Source organism: Kushneria avicenniae (assembly GCF_900112585.1).
Classification (GTDB): Bacteria; Pseudomonadota; Gammaproteobacteria; order Pseudomonadales; family Halomonadaceae; genus Kushneria; species Kushneria avicenniae.
In genome coordinates this window covers 320,097-340,696 of sequence record NZ_FOLY01000004.1, presented here as the reverse complement: position 1 = coordinate 340,696, position 20,600 = coordinate 320,097, and the positions used below count along the sequence as shown (strand labels likewise).

Sequence of the window (20,600 nt, the reverse complement as noted above, 5' to 3'; positions counted from 1 at the left end):
GAAAGTTTTTGTTATCGGTGCATTGTTACGAAGCGCAATGTTAATTATTATCATTTTCAAGTAAAGCGATTTTAACTTTACTTAAGAAACATGCGGTTAAGCCTGATAACAGTCAAAAGCACGGCATCGTTTTATGCGGACAGCCGACTCCACCATCTCAAGGGAATAGACAACATCATGCGCAAGCGAGGGGGTTCGCGGCAGGGGGCTGCCATGGTTGCAGCAGGAGCAATGGTTGTCCTGCTGGGCACCAGCGTTTTCAATCCGGCAGTAGCACAGTCTGATCAGGGCGGCAGTGCCCAGACACAGTCAGGCGTTCATATCAGCAAGAATGTCCAGCTTGGCGGCAGCCTCTACGAGCTGGTGTTTGATCCTGATACCCGCCAGGTGCTGGTGGCTGACGCCGGCGGGCGGGATCAGGGCGCGCAAAGTTATCTTTACCGTCTGGATGCCGCCACGCTGGAAGTGGTCGAACGCATCGCGCTGAATCAGCAGGTTCACGGTCTGGCGCTCGATCAGCAGCGCGACGTGCTGTATATGGTCGATACCCGCGGCGGGACACTGACTGCGCTGGATGCCAAAAGCGGCAAGACTCTCAAGACCCTGACGCTGGTGAGCGACGCTGACCGTGAGGGTGACCAGCGTCCACCGCAGCCGCGTCTGGCCGCCGTGGATGAAGACAGCAATCTGATTTATGTGACGGGTGTGGCAGATCAGGGAGTGGTCTGGGTCGTCAATGGTGACGACATGACGCTTGCCAACACCTTCAAAAACGTCGGGTCGCGGCCTGCCGGACTGGCGCTGGATACCGAGCATCAGCGTATCTATGTCACGCTTTTGGGAGAGAATCGGGTCGCGGCGATCGACACCGACAGCGGCGAAGTTGTCAAAACCTTTGATCTGGAAATAGAGGGAGCGATCAATGTCGTTTTCGATTCGCGCCATCAACACCTGCTGGTGACCGGTCAGAAAAGCGGCGAGCTGGAAGTGCTCGACGCAGAAACCGGCAAGTCCCTTCACCGGGTGAGCACCGGCGAGGGGGCCCTGGATGTCGGTCTTGATGAAGACGCCGGACGTCTCTATGTCACCAATCGTGGTGCCGGAACGGTCAGTGTGCTGGATGCTGAAAGCCTCGAGGTCATTGCAACGTTTGAAACGGGGCCGCGCCCCAACAGCATTGCCATCGATCCCGGCAGTCACGATGTTTTCGTGACCAATCGCGCTTCACGGGAAGCTCCCGACGATGAGCGCGGCAATTCGGTCACACTGATAAAGCCCTGATATGGCTGACCGGTTCGCGACGCTGAACCGGTATCATAAGTCGGATCAAGGTTCGGCGCCGGCGTATCGTCACATGAGTCATTCCTGAGAATCGTTTGCATTCATGTGCTAGTCTCCGGGGCACATTCCATACCCTGTTCAATGCTGGAAAGTCATCATGTCAAAAACACCCTTTCGTACCGTTAAAGCCCTGCAGGGCGCCCTCATTGCGCTCGGCATCGTGACCCTGTCGGCCCCCTGGGCAGTCGCCGGCGAGCAGCCGTCCCAACAGCAGGGTGCCGAGCAGCAGGGTGCCAGGCAGCAGAGCGTTTCCGATCACATCGTGGCTCAGAAAGAGGTGGGAGAGGGTCTTTATGAGCTGGTCTTCAGTCCGTCGCAGCAGGCCATTTATGTGGCTGCCGCACAGGGCTTCGGCGAGGGCGCCAGCGATAATTACGGTGAGGCCGACGGCGGTAGCATTTTCAAGCTTGATCCGCAGACGCTGGAAATCCAGAAGACCATCAAGCTGGATCAAAAGCCCTTCGGTCTGGCGCTCAACGAGAAAACGCATACGCTGTTTGTCGGCCATACGCTGGATCAGAGCGTGACCGCCATTAATCTGGATGACAACAGTACTCGTCATCTGGCACTTGCCACCGATGCTGAAAAGGCCGAAGCGAAAAAGAATGACGTCTTTGGTCCCAACCCGCGCCAGCTTCATATCGATGAGCAGAGCAACACGCTCTATGTGACCGGTGTGGGCGACAAGAGCGTATTGTGGGTCATTAACGGCGAAGATCTGACCCTGACCGATACCATCGAAGGGTTTGGGGTCTGGGCCACCGGTCTTGCCGTGGATCACGACAACAAGCGTCTTTATGTCTCGACCATGAAGGATAACGCCGTTCGCGTGGTCGACATGGACAGCCACAAAATCATCGCTCAGTGGCCTACCGGCGGTGACGGCCCGCTGAATCTGGCGCTTGATGGCGAGAAGCATCAGCTCTACGTTACCAATTCCAACAGCGGCGACGTCACGGTGCTGGACACTGAAAATGGCGAGGTTGTGGACACGCTGAAAAGCGGTGACGGCACGCTGGCGCTGATGCTGGAAGGTGATCGTCTGTATGTGACCAATCGCAAGGCAAAAACGGTGACCCTCTTTGATCGAGACAGCCACGAGTTGATCGATACCATCAAGACGCCGCTGATGCCCAACAGCCTGGCCGCGATCTCGGATGCTTCCGGTGCCTACGTTTCCCTGAAACAGGAACTGGATGAGAACCATCAGACTGACAAGCTTGACAGCGTGATCCGTATCAAGCCCTGATGCCGACGGCGTCAAGCGCCTCGCCTGTCATGAAACGGCCTCCCGATCGGGAGGCTGTTTTCTTTATCCAGGGGTAAACGGACGGCGATGTCCGAGACCGCTTAAGTGTTGCTGTCAGTGCCTTCGGCATCGGCGGTTCTGGAAGGGCCGAAGTCATCCGTATGCTGCTGGTTCTCACGTCGATAGAGCGTAGCACGGGAGCTGCGCTCCGTATGGATCAGGTATCGGTGTCGTTGTCCTTTTCCAGGCGCATGTCGCTGTCTCTTTGCGTTCCCTGCTCCAGACTGGCGTCGTCGGTATCCATGTCACCGTCGGCGTCCATGCGGTCGTTCTGATCCGTCATCTGGCCGTCGTGATCGGAGGTGTCACTGTTCATGCCCGAGTGCGTGCTATCAGAGCTGGTGCTCTGCTGCATCTGACTGTCCTGCATTTGACCGTCGTCGGTATCGGTATCCATGTCGCTGGCCAACGCGGGGGTGGCGGCCAGTGCCAGTACAAAGGGGGCAAGCCATGTTGCTTTCATCGTGTTTCTCCTGTCCCAGGAAGATGTCTCGACAGATCCTGTGACCTGCCGACAAAAAGTTTGGTTGGCACCGCGTTGGAATACAAATCGTGAAAGGGAAATAACGGCGAAACAAAATTGCGAAATGGAAGTAACTGCATGAAAACAAGGTGTAATATTTTTTTAATGTGATAATTTATTAATGTAATTTTTAATGAATAGAGTGCTTTATTTCCCGGTCCATCGCTCTGTCATGCAGCCATGCAAGAGTGCGTGATATAACAATGGCTTTGTTATTCCCGAGGAGATGGAGGCGTCATGACCATCGACATGTCCCGTCCGCAAACGAAGCTGCGTCTGGTGTTTGACGGCGGTCTGGTGCTGGGCCCGGGCAAGATCGATCTGCTGGAAGCCATCCATGACACCGGATCCATTTCGGCGGCGTCCAGGCGCACCGGTATCAGCTATCGCAAGACGCGTCATCTGATCGATGCGCTCAATGCGGCCTTCCAGCAGCCTCTCGTGTGCTCCAGCAAGGGCGGTGCCTCTCATGGTGGCGCGCATCTGACACCGCTCGGTCAGGAGCTGGTGGCGCGCTATCGCCGTGTCGAGCATCAGACCCGCTGTTCCGTCGCCGTTCACTTTGAGGATTTCGAGCGCTGCATGGCGGATGCAAGCCCTCAGGCCGAATAACGCCGGCTGCAGGACACGATGATCCGATTGTCGTACCGGCATTGAGCCGGATCGGGCGGTGTGCAAACATAAGCACATCGGGACGATGTGCCCGGTATGAACAACCAATATTTTCAAGGAAGAACCCCTCCCATGATCAGATCCCTGGCCGTATTGTCCACTGCCACGCTTTTGCTCTGTAATGCCGCCAGCGCTGCAGAGCGCGTCGACGTTCAGGCCGCTGCCTCGCTGACGGATGTCATGAATACCCTGATCGAGCAGTACGAGAAGAATCACGACGTCGACATCGTGCCGGTCTATGCCTCCTCTTCGACACTGGCGCGACAGATCTCCCAGGGGGCACCGGCAGATGTCTATCTGTCTGCCAACGAGAAGTGGATGGACTGGCTGGAAGAGCAGGGGGAACCGGTCAGGGCGCGACGTGACCTGCTGAATAATCGTCTGGCCCTGATTACTGCAGAGGACAGCAGCATCAAGGACTTCACGCCGGACAAGGATCACCCGCTGGCGCAGTATCTGGGCGAGAACGATCGTATTGCTGTCGGTGACCCGGCCCACGTGCCGGCCGGCATCTATGCCCGGCAGGCCTTCGAGCATCTGGGCGAGTGGCAGGCGCTGGAGCCACGGCTGGCGCGTGCCAGTGACGTACGCGGTGCGCTGGCGCTGGTCGAGCGTGGCGAGACACCGCTGGGTGTGGTCTATGCCACCGATGCCATGGCTGGCGAGCATGTTCACCAGCTGGGGCTGTTTCCGTCCGACAGCCATGATCCCATCACCTATCCGGCCGCGCTGATCGGTGAGGATCCGAGCCCGCAGGCACAGGCCTTTCTGCAGTGGCTGGAAAGCGACCAGGCATCCGGAACGTTTGAACAATATGGTTTCGAGGTCAACGATTCGGATGCTGCCAACTGATCCATTGCCGGTGGGGGCCAGCACGAGGATGTCGATGTGCTGACACCGCTTGAAATCGAGGCCCTGCGCATCAGCCTGCAGGTCTCCGGTACGGCGCTTTTGATCATTCTGGTCCCCGGCATTCTCATGGCGTGGCTGCTGGCGCGTCATGAATTTGTCGGCAAGTCGTTGCTTGATGGCGTCGTTCATCTGCCGCTGGTGCTCCCCCCTGTGGTGGTGGGTTATCTGTTGCTGGTGGTGATGGGGCGGCGTGGAGCTGTGGGCGGCTGGTTTTATGATCATCTCGGACTGTCGCTGCCCTTTACCTGGCAGGGGGCAGCGCTGGCGGGCGGCGTCATGGCCTTTCCGCTGCTGGTGCGCGCTGTTCGACTGTCGCTGGAAGCGGTGGACCCGCGACTCGAGGCGGCCGCGCGCACGCTGGGCGCCTCAAGACTACGGGTCTTTTTCACCATTACCCTGCCGCTGGCCGTGCCCGGGCTGGTGACCGGTGCGGTGCTGGCCTTCGCCCGGGCGCTCTCCGAATTCGGCGCCACCATTACCTTTGCTTCCAATATTCCCGGCGAGACCCGCACGCTGCCGCTGGCGCTGTACTCCCTGATCCAGACGCCCGGCATGGAAGACGCCGCAGCGCGGCTGTGCGTGATTTCGGTAGTCGTGGCGATGGTCTCGCTGGTTGCCTCGGAATGGCTGGCGCGTCGCACCCGTCGCCGCATGGCCGGTCGCGACAGGGGGACACCATGACCTTGCCCCTGTACATGACATCGACTCTGTGGGAGCGCCGCCATGCTTGAACTGTGTATCAAGCATCGGCAGGGCGATTTTGACGTTGATGTCGATATCACAACGCCCGGGTCGGGCGTGACGGCGCTTTTCGGTCATTCCGGTAGCGGCAAGACCACGCTGCTGCGCATGCTGGCCGGCCTTGACTGCCCCGATCAGGGGCGTATTGCCCTCAATGGTCGAACGTTTGTAGACATCGGGCAGAAGATATTCGTGCCGCCGCATCAGCGCCGACTGGGCGTGGTCTTTCAGGAGGCCCGCCTGTTTCCCCACTATCGGGTGCGCAGCAACCTGACCTACGCGCGACGGATCACGCACGGCGAGGCGTTTGATCGCGTGGTCGATCTGCTGGGCATTGAAGCGCTGCTGGAGCGTATGCCAGGGGCGCTGTCGGGCGGTGAGGCACGCCGGGTAGCGATCGGCCGGGCGCTGCTGGCCGAGCCCGACATGCTGCTGATGGATGAACCCCTGACCGGCTTGGACGGGGCGCGCAAGCAGGAGCTTCTGGACTATATCGTGCGGCTGACCCGCGAGATTGACCTGCCGATCCTGTTTGTCAGTCATGATCCCGAAGAGCTGATGGCGATCGCCGAACAGCTCGTGGTGCTGGACCGGGGGCACGTCATGGCCAGCGACCGGCTGGAGACATTGCTCTCCCGTGGGGATATGTCGCCCTGGCTGGGCGGCTTCGAGGCCAGCTCGCTTTTGCAGGGGCAGGTGCTTTCCCACGATCATCACTACCATGCCAGTCGGGTGGCGCTGGCCGATGGACAGTACCTGACGCTGCCGCTGCTGTCACAGCCCGAGGCGAGTCCGCTGCGGGTGCGTATCCGTCGGCGCGATGTGGCCATTGCGCTGTCCCATCACAGCGACAGCAGCTTTCGCAATCAGCTTGAGGCGGTCATTACGACTCTGACGCCGGGTGCGCCGGGCACGCTTGAAGTCACGCTGTCCCTGGGGGGGCAGTCGCTTCAATCGCGTATTGCTCTGGAGGCTGCCGAAGCGCTTGAACTGGTGCCGGGCATGACGGTCGTGGCACTGATTCGAAGCGTCAGCCTGGCCGGCTGAGACTCGAAACGTCGCCACCAGCGCGGCTACCCTGTGATCAATGCCGGGCGTTTCAAAGGCTATTGACCCCCGCACGGGCCAGCCTCAGGATGCGCTCTTTCGTCATCGCCCTTTGCGTTTCAAACGCCGCAAGAGAGGTATTGCATGTCGGGTCTGCCGTATCAGGGTATCGCCACCTTTTTGAAAGCGCCGCAGGATAGCGCGCGTCCCTTTGGCTTTCTGGGGCTGCCCTATGACTGCTCGGTCACCTTCCGCCCCGGGGCGCGCATGGCGCCCAACGCCCTGCGCCGGGCCAGCATGATGCTGACCGATGGCCGCCATCCCGAGTTTGAAACCGATCCCTGCGCACTGGTCAGCGACCTGGGCGATCTTGACATCATGCAGGTCGGCCAGCATGACGCCCTGCGGCGTATCGAGGCCGGCGTGAGCGCAGCGCTTGAGCAGGCACCAGCGCAGACGCTGCTGTGTGCCGGGGGCGATCATCTCACCACGCTGGGCGTGCTGCGAGCGCAGCGCCGTCGTGTTGATCAGCCGCTGTCGCTGATTCATTTTGACGCGCACTGCGATACCTGGGCCAGCCACTTTGGAGATGACATTGGCCATGGCACCTTTCTGCGCAACGCCATCGACGAGGGGCTGGTGGCGCCGGAGCGGACCCTGAGTCTGGGGCTTCGCTCGCCGGTCGAGCCCACTACGCGGGACTGGTTGGCCGAACAGGGCGGCGAGTGGCTGAATTCTCGCGAGCTGATGACCCTCAATGGGGAAGCGCTGGCGCAAAAGGTGCGTGAGCGCATGGGGAACACGCCGATCTATGTGACCTTTGATATCGATGTGCTGGACCCGGCCCATGCCCCCGGTACCGGCACGCCCGAGATCGGCGGTATCACGACCATGAAGGCGCTGGAACTTCTGGAAGCCTTGAGAGAGTTCAATCTGATCGGCATGGATGTGGTGGAAGTATCACCGCCCTATGATCCGCAGGAGATTACCTCACTGGCGGCGGCCACGCTGCTGTGGACGTTTATTGCCATGCGCGGCTGATTCAGTCGCAAGTAGTGCACCCCACGGCGTTGCGGCTGCTTTTCTTGATCTGATAAAGCGCCTGGTCGGCCTGCTTGATCAGCGCCTCGCCCGACAGCGGATGATCGGGCGAGGAGATGGCCACGCCGGCACTGATGGTGACGTACTTGTGGGTGGGCGAGGGGACATGGGGAATGCACTGGGCTTCCATGGCGGTGCAGACCCCGCGGGCGATATCCATGGCGCGTTCGAGATCAAAGTCGGGCAGCACAATCACGAACTCCTCACCGCCGACCCGGGTGACCAGATCCGATTCGCGCTGGAAGATATCGCTCAGGGTTTCAGCGATGGTCTTCAGACACTGATCGCCCTCCGGGTGGCCGTAAAAGTCGTTATAGAGCTTGAAGTGATCCACATCGATCATGATCAGCGCTACCGGGCGCTCAAGCCGATGCGTCAGTGACAGGGTGCGCGGCAGCTGACGATCCAGCAGGCGGCGATTGCCCAGTCCCGTCAGCGCATCACGATTGGTCAGTGCCTTCAGATGCGCGTTGCGCTCGTTGAGTTCCTTGATCAGCGTCTGAAATTCGCGCGCCATGTTGCCCAGTTCATCACTACGTGCCTGCAGCCAGGGAGGCGGCGCCTCCAGGTGCTCCCCGGGGGATTGGCGCAGGGCGCTGGCATAGCGTGAAAGCTCGGTAATCGGGCGCAGCACGATGGCACGAAATACCCACAGCATGGCCATCATCAATGCGATCAGTAGCAGCAGCGAGCCGAGCATGGTCATGTTGAAGCGTGCAATGCCGGCATGCAGGCCATCGCGTTTCAGGCGCGTCGTCATCAGGACCTGATACTCCGGAGTCGCACTCGGGCGTGTCAGGGTCAAGCGAAGGGTGTCATCGTCGATCGGCTCGATACTGATGGCTGGCTTGTCGTCATGCCGATCCCCCTTTTTCAGGCGAATGGAGGAGAGCGTCAGGGTTGAAAGCCCGGCTTCCGGTTGCCATTGGCCAGGTAAAAGGCGCATGAGCGTGATTTTTCCTGCCGCGAAGCTGCTATCCCGGCGTGTGATGGGCCATGTGCTGATCATGGCGAAGTCGGGTCGGACGCCGATTCTGGGCATGGTATCGGTGGAAGACAGTTGCCTCTGCATCTCGCGGACAAGATCGAGTGACCACTGACAGTCTCCGGCAGGCTGGGCGCACGAAGTGAAGCTGCCATTCACCGGGTTGCGGCCGGCAATCCAGCTGATGGCGTCATTCGGATTGGTAATGATCATCAGATCAGCTGCATGATCATCAAAGACTGCCGGCGTAATATGCGTTTGAGGAAAGTCCGGCCGACGCCCGTTCATGAACTCCCAGGTACCGGCCCAGGTCGCCCATTGATAAACCATGGTATTGAGATTGCGTGCATCCCTGTCGATGCTTTCCTGCAGGACGTTGGCGTAAACGTGGGCCCCCTGGCGCTCTTCGCTGAGGAGGTTGGGGATCATGAGCTGATGCAGGATAAACATCAGAATGCCCATGACCAGCACCAGCATGATCGCCAGAGTAATGATGAACCGGTTACGCAGCGAGTTCAGGTAGGGCATCGAGTGTTCCGAATGATGCGTTTAAATGACGCGTTAAAGCAGGGATCCGTGCCTGATAATCCCGGTTTTTAACGGCATTTCGCTTATAAACTTTATGGTATGTCTCTCACCTGACATGCGCTTGCCGGTGGGTCGGTCTGATGTAGCAGGCTATTTAGTTAAATATTCTAATTTAATCAATATTAAGTAAATTTTGCTGGACTGTCGCTAAAAACGAGCGCCCGCCAGGGTTCTGCCGCGACAGCATGTGCTCGTGCAAGCGGATGTGAGATGATCACGGGCATCCCGATGAAACAGCAGGTTACGTCATGAGTTATTCCCGTTTGCTGGCAGCCACCCTGTTGACCCTGCCGCTGTCATTGCCGGTACTGGCCGATACCGAAAGCGTCGAACACGAACAGGCGACCACCGATGCGACGCCGGAAACCGAATCGCAATCTGAAGCTCAAGTGAGTCACAGTGATGGCGATGCTACCGGCACGACTTCTCGTGAAGAGGGCGATGGCAATGATGCTGAAAAAGCTGAAAAAACGCCGCGTCACGTCAAGGCCATGGTCATCACCACTTTTGGCCCCGAGCGCAAGGTCTGGGCCGAGAAGCTGGCGCCGACCCAGGACATCAAGGTGCCCGGGCTGCACGGCTCTTTTGGCAGCGTCAGCTGTAACGATGATGATGTGTGCCTGATGACGACCGGCAAGGGCTACGCCAATGCCGCGACCTCCATCTCAACGCTGGCGTTCTCACCGGAATTCGATCTCTCCGACAGCTGGTTTCTGGTCTCGGGCGTGGCCAGTATCGATCCGCATCAGGGCACCCTGGGGTCGCCCACCTGGCCGCGCTATCTGGTCGATTTCGGCATCCAGTGGGAACTGGATGCCCGCGATGTTCCCGAGGGCTGGACCACGGGATATCTGAGCATCAACACCCATACCCCCACCCAGGACCCGCATCAGGAATACGGTACCGAGTTCTATCATCTCGATGATGCGCTCGTGGACCGGGCCGTCGAGCTTTCCAGGGGCGTCGAGCTGGCCGACAGCGACAACGCAGCGGCCTATCGCAAGCACTATGACCATGCACCTGCCAATGAGGCGCCTGCGGTCGTGCAATGTGACAGCGTCTCCAGCGATACCTGGTGGTATGGCAACCGACTGGCCGATCGCGCCGGGCAGCTCGGCAAGCAGGTGGCCGGCGACAAGGCCAGCATCTGCACCGGACAGCAGGAAGACAATGCCATTCTGACAGCTTTGAAGCGTGCCGATGAGGCCGGGCGCCTCCAGCGCGAACGTACTGTGGTGGTCCGTGCCGGTGCCAGCTTTAACCGGCCATATGAAGGACTCTCCGATGCTGATGGCCTGACCGGCTATGCCAAGCAGGGCGGCTATACGCCGGCGCTGACCAATATGGTGCGTGCCGGCTATCCGCTGATCGAATCGATCGTGACGGACTGGGAGGACTGGCAGGAAGGCGTGCCGGAAGAGACGTCAGAGGAGGCCGGGGATCAGCCAGCGTCTGATGATATGCCTGACGATAAGGCGGCCCCTGGCGAACAGAGTGGCTCGTCAGAGGATGAGGGCACGCAAGAGGGCGAGGCGACCACCGATGGTGACGAGGATCATGCCTCGAGCTGAGCCCCCTGGCAGTGACATTCCATTCGATAACGCCCGGCACCTGCCGGGCGTTGTGTTGTCAGGGCAGAGGATGGCCGAAAGTCTATGGGTCATCGCGCTCAAAGCGCACGTCCTGATCATCACCGCCCAGTTGAATGATGTCCCGGGGTCGCCCCTGGTCATCCAGATACAGCAGACCGATACCGGCCTTGTTGACCAGTCTCTCGCCCGGGGAGCGGTTATCGGGCTGGCGGGGTCTGATGACCATGTAACGACGCTTGGTCAGCCAGTTGACGGGGGACCAGGGGGCAAAAAGCCAGCGATTGATGCGGTCAAAGATATCCAGTAGCCGATCAGGAAACTGGTTACGAATACCGCTGCTGGTCACCTGCCAGATGTCGGGGCTGCGGTGCTGCCCGCGCAATTGCACGTCATAGGCAAAGCTGTAATGCACATCTCCCGACAGTACGACGAAATTCTGCGGGGTGTTGCGGTGCCTGAAAATATTGAGCATGACGTATGCCGCGCCACGATGTGACATCCAGTTCTCGGCATCTACCAGCAGGGGGCGGTTGAACCAGACAAAGACCCGCTGCACGATCTCGATCAGCTTGACGCCAAATACCGGCGCGGCTGACACCATGATGACGGCGTCATGCCCCATAAGCTCCTGCTGGAGTTCTGTCAGGGCCTCCCAATCCATCAGTCCGGAAGGCTTGTGCAGGCCATTTTCGCTACGCCAGCGCCGGGTCCGTGTATCCAGAACGACCATGGCAGGATGAGTGGGCAGCGAATAATGCCAGTGCTCAAAGCGAAACAGGGCCTCGATCATGGCGCTGTGATGCGCCTCTTCGGGGGCCCGGCAGTAGGTCTCAAGCCGCGTCATCATCGGGCCGTCAAAGTGTTCCGGGGCATTGCCCCAGCCCTGACAGATCAGATAGCCCATCAGGGCATTGCCCATGATGCGCCGGGAAAAGGGATGCTCGAGCGCCGTACGTTCCCATTGGGCGGTCAGATTCCAGTCGTCGGTGACGTCATGATCATCAAAGATCATGTAAACAGGCAGGTGCGCCATGACCCGACGAACGGCAGGTAACTCCTCGACAAAATGCGCCAGCGCCGCCTGTTCCCTTTTGAAAAGGGCTGCCTTGTCCTCCTCCAGCGCGGGAGGCGTGACGTTGATGAGCTGCCAGGGCACCTCAGACCAGACCAGCAGATACATGGCCAGGATTTCCCCAAGACTGATGAGGTGGTTATCGGCGCCAGCGGCAGTAAAGATCGGCTTTTGCTTGCCGCGAAAGAAATAGCGCTGAAGAAGACGATTGTCGGAGGTGGCGGGCAGCAGACGATGGCGCCTATAAAGCCAGGGATCTTCCATGAGTGCCTGGCTGTCGTCGATCTCGGCCTGATCAAAACGCTCGTGATAAAGCCCCAGCCGCGACACGAGGGCATTGATGGCCAGCAGCATGGGGCCTGCGACATCATCGGCATAAATCTGATCGCCGGTCATCATCAACAGTGAGGGCCACTGCTCGGGCGTGCTGCGTTGAGCATTCAGCTGACGATCCAGGCGTGCCAGCCCATCGGGGGCATCAAAGTGAGGCCGGCGGCAGGAGCCATGGGCGATGGAGACAAGTGTCATGGAGTGGCGAACGCGCGGACGGCGCTCTCCTTCAAGACACAGCTGCGGAGCCCACTCTGCCATGCCTGTCGATGCCCCCTGTGCTTCGATCAACAGGTCATAACTCAGCACCTCGCCTTCATCGAAGGCGGGCCGGATTGCGACATCGATCATGTGGACGACGGCGTGCGTGCCGATGGACAGCCGTCGGCATTGCTGCTCGTCAAGGGGCAGATGCGCGGACCGTTCGCCCTGCCGCTCAAGGACAAGTGTGAGTGTCAGCGCTTTTGAAGCCACCAGCCAGAGTGTCATCCGCTCGGGCAGCAGACGGCGGAGCATGGGGCCTGCCAGAATGTCGGGCAGAGCTTCCCCGGTGCATTGGTTCACTTTCCCTGAAACGTCTTCTGACATGGTCACCACGCTAACAGCACGATTTGAAAGAGGGTCAGGCACAATACCATTGGAGATTGTCATGACTGGCATCGGATCGCGATGATTTTGATTGAGCCTGAACAGGACTGGTGGAGTGCATGCTCCGCTGACTAGAATTGATCTCAATCAATTATTATCTGGAGCAGCGGCGGCATGAAGATCATCCTGATGCGGCATGGGGCGCCGCAGGTACGTTTTGACGAAAGGATGGCCGCTGCGGATTTCAGGGACTGGGTGGCTCGCTATCAGCTGGCGGGCCTTGACGAACTGACCCGGTGCGAGCAGGCGTTCTCCGTGGCACGCGAGTGTGCAGCGGTCGCCTGCAGCGATCTGCCACGCTCGCTCGAGTCGGCGCTGCGGCTGGAAGCGGGCAACATTGTCTACAGCGATCCCCTGATGCGAGAGATCGATCTACCGCACGGCAGCGGGCGCTGGCCAACCCCGTCATTGCCGACCACCTTCTGGCTGGTTGCCTTTCGAGTCCTGTGGCTCATGGGCTATCACGGCAATGCTGAAGGGCGCCGGGCGGTGTTCAGTCGCGCCGATGCCGCCGCCAGCAAGCTGGTCGAGCTGGCGCGTGAGCACTGTTCGGTGCTGTTTGTCGGCCATGGCATGATCAACCACCTGCTGGCGCGCGAGCTGATTTCCCGCGGCTGGCAGGGCCCCAGGCAACCCGGCCGTGCCCACTGGCAGTACGGCGTTTATGAGTACCAGGGTCAGGCCATCGCCTGACCTGTTCAATGTCTGAGCGGGCCTGTCCCTTTCCATCAGATCAGTTCCGACGAATCAGGGTGCGCTCGATTTCGATCGTACCGGGGCTGAAATGGCCGTTGATGGCATCCATGACACTGGACAGCGCCAGCGTCGCGATACGCTCGAGATTTTGCTGCATTGAATTGACCTTCAGGGGCAGAAAGTCCAACAGCCGGTCGTTGCCGAAGGTTGCCATTTGAAGCCCCCGCTCGCGCAGCGCCTCCAGAGAGTAGTGCGACAGCAGCACGTCCAGTGCGCCTTCCAGCAGCGTATAGGATGCCGTCACCAGGGCTCCTGGCATGTCATGATCTTCCAGATGCTCCTGAATCAGCGCCATACCGGTCTTCCGGTCGTAGCGCTCGCCCGAATAAAAATGCGCCCGGGGCGCCTGCTTTCCCTGAGCATCCACTGCGGCCCGGAACCCTTCCCGACGCTCAACGGTATTGGCAAGCCCGGGCAGGGCATCAAGCCAGACAATCTCCTGTACCGGTAATGACTGATTCGGGGGTGAGAGCACCGAAGTAGTCAACGCCATGGCAGTGCGGCGGTTTTCACTGACGATACAGGGCATCAGCGTCTCGTCCAGAGCGCGGTCAACGGCCACCACCGGGATGCCGGCGCTGATCAGGCGCTGATAGCACGCCTCGCCGGGTGGCAGGCTCGAGGCCACGATCAAGGCGTCGCAGCGCCGCGCCTGCAGAGCGCTGAGCAGCTCGCGCTCGGTCTCCGGGTCATCATTGGAGCTGACCATCAGCAGCTGATAGCCGGCACGACGCGCTCCCTGTTCAAGCAGTTTGGCCAGCCGGGCGTAGCTGGTGTTTTCAAGGTCCGGCAGCACAAAACCCAGCGTACGGCTGACACCGCGACGCAGGGCCGCGGCCTGGGCATCCACCCGGTAGCCGTGCTCCTCGATCACCGCCATGACGCGCTTGACCGTCGCCTCACTGATGCGGTGCTGGCGTGACTTGCCGTTGATGACATAGCTTGCGGTGGTCCGTGATACGCCGGCCAGGCGTGCGATCTCTGCAAGCGTCATGATGTTGTTTCCCGATATGAAAGACCGGCCTCTGTCAATACGACGTGGGTCCATGTCAATGGTGCTTGATTCAACGCTCGTTCTCTTTCAGCATTACGGCAAGGAAAAGGTGACACGATTCAGCCATGCTGTCATGACCTGTTTCATGCCGTTTTGCGCCAGGCTGCATGAATGGATGCCACTGTCTGCGCAGATTTGCCACTCACAAGGATCAATACGCCATGCTCACGCTGAAAAGTGATGCCGTTTTGCTCGATCAGCACGCCAGCGACTGGCGTGATGCGCTCAATCAGGCCGGTCAGGCGCTCATGGAAGGCGGGCTTGCCCGGGAAGGCTATCGCGATGCGCTGTTCGAGCGCGAACAGCAGTCCTCGACCTGGCTGGGCAACGGCATCGTCATCCCGCACGGCACCCAGAAAAGCCGTGAGCATGTGCTGGCCACCGGCGTGCGTCTTCTGCAGTTTCCTGACGGGGTCGAGTGGCATGACGGCAATCGGGTCCATTTGATCATCACCATTGCCGCGCAAAGCGATGAGCACCTCGATATTCTGCGTCAGCTTACTCATGTGCTCGACCGTGAGGGCGTATCTGAAAAACTGGCCCGTGCTGAAGAAGCCGATGAGGTGGTCGGCCTGCTCTCGAAAGCGCCGGTCACCGCGCGCCTGGATGGTGACACCATTGTCCAGGGTGTGCCGGCACGCTCGGCGCTGGAACTGACGGCGGCGGCAGCGGCGCGTCTCGAGCAGCTGGGCTGCGTGGACCGCCGTTTCGTGGCCGACATTCTGGCCCAGCAGGCCATTTCACTGGGGCAGCAGCTGTGGCTGGTGCGCAGCGCTACGGGCGTTACCCAGCCGGCGCTGGGACTGGCCCTGCCGCAGGCCCACATTGACGGCGTAGCGGGGATTTTCTGTCTGGCCGAAAGCGGCAACGCCCACGATGTGCTGCTCGACCGACTGGTCAGCGTACTGGAAGAGGGCAAGGGCGAGGAGCTGGCTCGGCTGGGCCGTGATGCGCTGCTCTCGCGTCTGTCCGGTGAATCGGCCAGCGCCGAAACCGTGCGAGTCCGTGTACGCAATGCTCACGGGCTGCACGCCCGTCCGGCCAAGCAGCTGGTACAGGTGGCGCGCGCCCAGAGCGTTCCGGTGCGCGTGCGGCTGGCGGAGGGCGGCAACGAAGCCGTTTCGGCAGCCAGTCTGACCAAGGTGATCGGTCTGGGGGCACGCCGCGGTCAGATGCTGATCTTTTCGGCCGAGGGCGAGGGCGCCCGTGAAGCGGTCGAGGCCATGGCCGAGGCGCTGCGCGGCGGGCTGGGTGAAGAGGTCACACCGCTGGGGGATACCAGCGATGCCCGTCCGTCACGCAATCGTCAGACCCCGCGCGAGCCTGTGGTGGCGCCAGCTGCCGATACGCTGCTGACGGCCGTGCCGGCCTCGCCCGGCATGGCGATCGCGCCGGTGTTCGTGATGCGTCCGCCGGAGTTTCACTACGAGGAAACCGCCTCGGACCGTGAGGCGCAGAAGGCGCGCCTGGGGGCAGCGATCCAGGAGGCCGAGCAGCAGCTCGAGGAGATGATTCGTGCCGCTGGTGGCGAGGTGGCCGAGATTCTCTCCATGCATGAAGAGATGCTGGGCGACCCCGAGCTTCGTGAAGCCGCCTATGAGGCGATCAACGAAGGCAAAAGCGCCGAAGGAGGCTGGTGGCGGGCCATTGATGTCGCTGCCCGTGCCCAGGAGGCGCTGGCCGATCGGCTGCTGGCCGAGCGCGCCGCCGATTTGCGTGATGTCGGTCGACGTGTGCTGGGCAACCTTTGTGGCGTGAAGATGCCCGATCCGCCAGCGCATCCCTATATTCTGGTCACCGACGATGTCGGGCCGTCTGATGTGGCACGGCTGGATACCTCGCGCGTGCGTGGCATTCTGACCGCTCGCGGCGGCGCCACCTCCCACAGCGCCATCCTGGCACGTGCACTGGGCATTCCAGCGGTCGTCGGGGCCGGTGAAACCATCATGGCGCTGGACAACGGCATCGACATGATTCTCGACGGCGAGCGCGGCCGCGTGATTCCCGAGCCCGATCCAGAGCGCCGGGCCCGTACCGAACTTTCCATCCGCGAGCGCGAGATTCGTGAGCGCGAAGCCTTCGAGGTGCGTTTTGATCCGGCGGTCACCCGGGACGGCCACCGCGTCGAGGTCGCTGCCAATCTGGGCAATACCGCGCATGCTGCGGACGCCGTCGAACGCGGTGCCGAGGCCGTGGGTCTGCTGCGCACCGAATTCGTGTTCATGGCCCACCCCCAGGCGCCGGATATGGACACCCAGGTGGCCGAATACACCCAGGCCTTTGACGCGCTGGGCAGTCATCGGGCACTGGTCGCGCGCACGCTGGACGTTGGAGGGGACAAGCCACTGGATTACTGGCCGGTACCGGCCGAAGACAATCCCTTCCTGGGTCTGCGCGGCATTCGCCTGGCATTGACGCGCCCGGACGTGCTTGAAACCCAGATTCGGGCGCTTCTGACGGCGGCAGGTGATCGACCGCTGCGCATCATGTTCCCGATGGTCAAGGATGTGGAGGAGTTTCACGCCGGCAAGGCCATCTTTGATCGTGTTCAGGCCGAGATAAATGCCCCTGACGTACAGCTGGGCGTGATGATCGAGGTGCCTTCCTGTGCACTGCTGGCGCCAAGTTTGGCCGAACATGTCGACTTTTTCTCGATCGGCACCAACGATCTGACCCAGTACACCCTGGCGATCGACCGCGGCCATTCGCGTCTGTCCGCCCAGGCCGATGGCCTGCATCCAGCAGTGCTGCGCCTGATACAGCTGACCGTTGACGCCGCTCATGCCAGGGGACGCTGGGTTGGCGTGTGCGGCGAGCTGGGCAGCGACCCGCAGGCGATCGCCGTACTGATGGGGCTGGGGGTCGATGAGCTGTCGGTGTCCAGCCGGCAGATCCCGCTGGTCAAGCAGCGCATCCGCAGCCTGAGTCTGGAAGAGAGCCGGGCACTGGCATTGCGGGCGCTGGACTGCCCGACGGCGGCCGAGGTGCGCGCCATGCTGGAGTCGCTGACATGAGCCGGGTACTGACGCTGACGCCCAACCCGGCGCTGGATCTTTCTGTTCGCCTGACAACGCTCATGCCGGGCAGCGTCAACCGCTCACAGGAGAGCTCGCTGACGGCAGCAGGCAAGGGCAATAACGTGGCGCGCGTGCTGGCGCGTCATGACCACCAGGTCGCGGTCAGTGGCTTTCTTGGCCGTGATAACCAGGGAACGTTCGAACGCGCCTTTGCACAGTGGGGCGTTGAAGATCGCTTCATTCGGGTGGCAGGCGATACCCGGGTCAATGCCAAACTCTCCGAGGCCGACGGCCGCGTGACCGACATCAATGGGCCGGGGGCGCTGGTGGACGAGGCCGCCATGGTGCAGCTGCTTGAAGATATCGACGCCCGCTGTGATGCGTTCGAGGCGGTGGTCATCTCCGGCAGCCTGCCACCGGGCGTCACACCCGAGTGGCTCTCGGCGCTGATCGCACGACTCGGTACGCAGGACCTCCCGGTATGGCTGGACAGCAGCGGCGAGGCGCTGGTGCAGGGCGTTCGTGCGCTGCCTGCGTTGATCAAGCCCAATGAGCACGAGCTGGCCGAGTGTGTAGGCCGGCCGCTGCCGGATGAGTCATCGCTGCTGGCGGCGGCTCGCGAGCTGCAGCAGGGCGGCATCGAGAACGTACTGCTGTCGCTGGGCGCTGAAGGCGTGGTGTGGCTCTTTGACGGCGGCGCGTTGCGTGCCCGTCCACCGAAAGTGGAGATTGTCAGCACCGTGTGTGCCGGCGACACGCTGCTGGCCGGGGCGCTGCATGGCGTGCTCAAAGGCTGGCCGCGGGAGAAGACGCTGCGTTTTGCCACGGCCCTGTCGGCCGACGCCGTGCGTCGCATCGGCGTAGGGCGCTCGGATATTGAGGACTTTACCGCGTTATGCGATGCGGTCTGCGTGGAGGCGCTGGCAACATGATCACGCCCCCGATTTCTTTTGAGCTGCCTGCTGATGACAGGCGCGGTCAGCATGGCGACCAGTGGTTGGCACTGGCACAGGAGTGGTTTGCATGAACATTGTTATCGTCACGGCCTGCCCCAGCGGTACGGCGACGACCTATCTGGCGGCGCGCCGGCTCGAGCAGGCTGCTCATCGGCTGGGCTGGCAGACAGCGGTCGAGATGCAGGGCCAGTTTGACTCGGCAACGCTTGATGACGAGCAGATTGCCGCGGCCGATCTGGTCGTGGTGGCGGCCAGTCGTCCGGTGACGCTGTCCCGTTTTACCGGTAAGCCGCTCTATCGCGAGCGCCTTGAAGCGGCACTGCCGGACCCGGATGGTTTTTTGAGCCGTGCCCGCGAACAGGCCAGCCCCTGGCAGGGCGACGATGACGTTCCGGAGGCATCCGGTGCAGCCCCGGCAGCGCCCGAGGCCGGTACTTCGAAAAACATTGTCGCCGTCACGGCCTGCCCGACCGGCGTGGCGCATACCTTCATGGCCGCCGAGGCGCTGGCCGAAGCCGGGCGCGCACTGGGTCATCGGATCAAGGTCGAGACGCAGGGCTCGGTCGGGGCGCAGAATCAACTGACCGATGACGATATCGCCAGCGCCGACATCGTCCTGCTGGCCTGCGATATCGAGGTCGACGACGAGCGTTTTGCCGGCAAGCCGATCTATCGCACCTCTACCGGCACGGCGCTCAAAAAGTCTCGGCAGACGATCAATGACGCGCTGGCGGGCGCCGCGGTGGAAAGCGCGGGCAGCGCGCCGGCCGGTGGCAGCGAACGCAAGAAGAGCATCAAGGAGCGGGGCGTCTACAAGCACCTGCTGACCGGGGTTTCCTTCATGCTGCCGATGGTGGTCGCCGGCGGTCTGTGCATCGCGCTGTCGTTCGTGTTCGGCATCGAGGCCTTCAAGGAAGAGGGAACGCTGGCCGCCGCGCTGATGCAGATCGGCGGTGACACCGCCTTTGCGTTAATGGTGCCGGTGCTGGCGGGCTATATCGCCTATTCGATTGCGGATCGACCGGGGATCGCGCCAGGAATGATCGGTGGCATGCTGGCCAGCACTCTGGGTGCCGGTTTTATTGGCGGCATCATCGCCGGTTTTCTGGCCGGCTACACCGCGAAACTGATCGCGCACCGGCTGAAGCTGCCGGCCAGCATCGAATCGCTCAAGCCGATTCTGATCATTCCACTGCTGGCGAGTCTGGTGACCGGTCTGGTCATGATCTATCTGGTCGGCACGCCGGTTGCGGGCATGCTGTCGGCGCTGACCGATTTCCTCAACAACATGGGATCGACCAACGCTGTGCTGCTCGGCCTGCTGCTGGGGGCAATGATGTGCGTTGACCTGGGCGGACCGATCAACAAGGCGGCCTACACCTTCGGGGTCGGGCTTCTGTCGACCCAGACCTACGCACCAATGGCTGCCATCATGGCTGCCGGGATGGTACCGGCGATCGGCATGGGCATTGCCAGTTTTCTGGCGCGCTCCAAGTTTGCCGACACCGAGCGTGACGGGGGCAAGGCGGCTTTCGTACTGGGACTCTGCTTTATCAGCGAAGGCGCCATTCCCTTTGCCGCCAAGGACCCGCTGCGCGTCATTCCGATCTCGATCGTGGGCGGGGCGATTACCGGTGCCCTGTCGATGTATTTCCAGATCAAACTGATGGCGCCGCACGGCGGGCTGTTCGTACTGCTGATTCCGGGCGCGGTCAATCAGGCGCTGCTCTATCTGCTCTCGATCGCCGTGGGCTCGCTCTTTGTTGGCGGTGTCTATGCACTGCTCAAGCCGGCCCAGCAGAAGCTCGAGGTGCCGGAAGGCGTCACCAACTAAGCTGATCGTGGCGATCAAATGCGCCGGTTGCATGATTCAGGGGCCTCTCGGGGCCCCTTTTTCAATGGCCTGAACAGGAAAATGGCGAGCGTTTCGGGCCAAAAGGGGGGCGAGACCATTAC

The 20,600-nt window shown here is 61.2% G+C and carries 16 protein-coding genes; 12 read left to right on the top strand and 4 right to left on the bottom strand.

What is annotated here, in order from left to right; all coding sequences use genetic code 11:
• Positions 1 to 213 precede the first annotated feature (213 nt).
• Positions 214 to 1,281 carry a YncE family protein gene (locus tag BM079_RS10760; protein ID WP_175489670.1) on the top strand — a complete coding sequence of 356 codons (1,068 nt, stop codon included), beginning with the start codon at positions 214 to 216 and terminating at the stop codon, positions 1,279 to 1,281.
• 157 nt (positions 1,282 to 1,438) lie between these two features.
• Positions 1,439 to 2,590: a YncE family protein gene (locus tag BM079_RS10755; protein ID WP_090133860.1), complete on the top strand. Its 1,152-nt coding sequence runs from the start codon at positions 1,439 to 1,441 to the stop codon at positions 2,588 to 2,590.
• A gap of 217 nt (positions 2,591 to 2,807) precedes the next feature.
• Here BM079_RS10755 and BM079_RS10750 read toward each other — a convergent pair whose 3' ends face one another.
• Positions 2,808 to 3,113, bottom strand: coding sequence for a hypothetical protein (locus BM079_RS10750; protein ID WP_090133857.1), 306 nt, complete (start codon positions 3,111 to 3,113; stop codon positions 2,808 to 2,810).
• 297 nt (positions 3,114 to 3,410) lie between these two features.
• On the opposite strand from BM079_RS10750, the gene BM079_RS10745 reads away from it, so the two are divergent.
• From BM079_RS10745 to speB, 5 genes are all read left to right on the top strand, one after another.
• Entirely contained in the window at positions 3,411 to 3,785 is a 375-nt protein-coding gene (locus BM079_RS10745) for a winged helix-turn-helix domain-containing protein (RefSeq protein ID WP_090133855.1), read from the top strand.
• 132 nt (positions 3,786 to 3,917) lie between these two features.
• Positions 3,918 to 4,697, top strand: a complete 780-nt coding sequence (modA, locus tag BM079_RS10740) for a molybdate ABC transporter substrate-binding protein (RefSeq protein WP_090133853.1) — start codon at positions 3,918 to 3,920, stop codon at positions 4,695 to 4,697.
• Between the two features lie 36 nt (positions 4,698 to 4,733).
• Positions 4,734 to 5,438, top strand: coding sequence for a molybdate ABC transporter permease subunit (modB, locus tag BM079_RS10735; RefSeq protein WP_090133851.1), 705 nt, complete (start codon positions 4,734 to 4,736; stop codon positions 5,436 to 5,438).
• Positions 5,439 to 5,480: 42 nt separating this feature from the next.
• Positions 5,481 to 6,545, top strand: coding sequence for a molybdenum ABC transporter ATP-binding protein (gene modC, locus BM079_RS10730; protein WP_090133849.1), 1,065 nt, complete (start codon positions 5,481 to 5,483; stop codon positions 6,543 to 6,545).
• Between the two features lie 144 nt (positions 6,546 to 6,689).
• On the top strand, positions 6,690 to 7,586 hold the full coding sequence (gene speB / locus BM079_RS10725) for an agmatinase (protein ID WP_090133847.1): 897 nt from the start codon (positions 6,690 to 6,692) through the stop codon (positions 7,584 to 7,586).
• 1 nt (position 7,587) lies between these two features.
• On the opposite strand, the gene BM079_RS10720 is transcribed toward speB, so the two are convergent.
• A complete protein-coding gene (locus BM079_RS10720) occupies positions 7,588 to 9,159 on the bottom strand; it encodes a sensor domain-containing diguanylate cyclase (RefSeq protein ID WP_090133845.1) in 1,572 nt (523 codons plus the stop codon).
• Between the two features lie 308 nt (positions 9,160 to 9,467).
• Here BM079_RS10720 and BM079_RS10715 point away from each other — a divergent pair, with 308 nt between their 5' ends.
• Entirely contained in the window at positions 9,468 to 10,790 is a 1,323-nt protein-coding gene (locus tag BM079_RS10715) for a purine-nucleoside phosphorylase (protein ID WP_090133842.1), read from the top strand.
• Between the two features lie 82 nt (positions 10,791 to 10,872).
• On the opposite strand, the gene BM079_RS10710 is transcribed toward BM079_RS10715, so the two are convergent.
• Positions 10,873 to 12,729, bottom strand: a complete 1,857-nt coding sequence (locus BM079_RS10710) for a metallophosphoesterase family protein (protein WP_245742983.1) — start codon at positions 12,727 to 12,729, stop codon at positions 10,873 to 10,875.
• 246 nt (positions 12,730 to 12,975) lie between these two features.
• Between BM079_RS10710 and BM079_RS10705 the strand changes: the two genes are divergently transcribed.
• Positions 12,976 to 13,554, top strand: a complete 579-nt coding sequence (locus tag BM079_RS10705) for a histidine phosphatase family protein (RefSeq protein WP_090133837.1) — start codon at positions 12,976 to 12,978, stop codon at positions 13,552 to 13,554.
• Between the two features lie 40 nt (positions 13,555 to 13,594).
• On the opposite strand, the gene cra is transcribed toward BM079_RS10705, so the two are convergent.
• The gene (gene cra / locus BM079_RS10700) at positions 13,595 to 14,611 is read right to left on the bottom strand and encodes a catabolite repressor/activator (protein WP_090133834.1); all 1,017 of its coding nucleotides are present in this window, start codon (positions 14,609 to 14,611) and stop codon (positions 13,595 to 13,597) included.
• A gap of 221 nt (positions 14,612 to 14,832) precedes the next feature.
• Here cra and ptsP point away from each other — a divergent pair, with 221 nt between their 5' ends.
• The 3 genes from ptsP (at position 14,833) to BM079_RS10685 (ending at position 20,478) form a co-directional block, all read left to right on the top strand.
• Positions 14,833 to 17,685, top strand: coding sequence for a phosphoenolpyruvate--protein phosphotransferase (gene ptsP / locus BM079_RS10695; protein WP_090133832.1), 2,853 nt, complete (start codon positions 14,833 to 14,835; stop codon positions 17,683 to 17,685).
• Positions 17,682 to 18,620: a 1-phosphofructokinase gene (gene pfkB / locus BM079_RS10690; protein ID WP_090133831.1), complete on the top strand. Its 939-nt coding sequence runs from the start codon at positions 17,682 to 17,684 to the stop codon at positions 18,618 to 18,620. The genes ptsP and pfkB overlap by 4 nt, the downstream gene beginning before the upstream one ends.
• A gap of 91 nt (positions 18,621 to 18,711) precedes the next feature.
• Positions 18,712 to 20,478 (top strand): PTS fructose-like transporter subunit IIB, encoded by a 1,767-nt coding sequence (locus BM079_RS10685; protein WP_090133829.1) that lies wholly within the window; start codon positions 18,712 to 18,714, stop codon positions 20,476 to 20,478.
• Positions 20,479 to 20,600 lie beyond the last annotated feature (122 nt).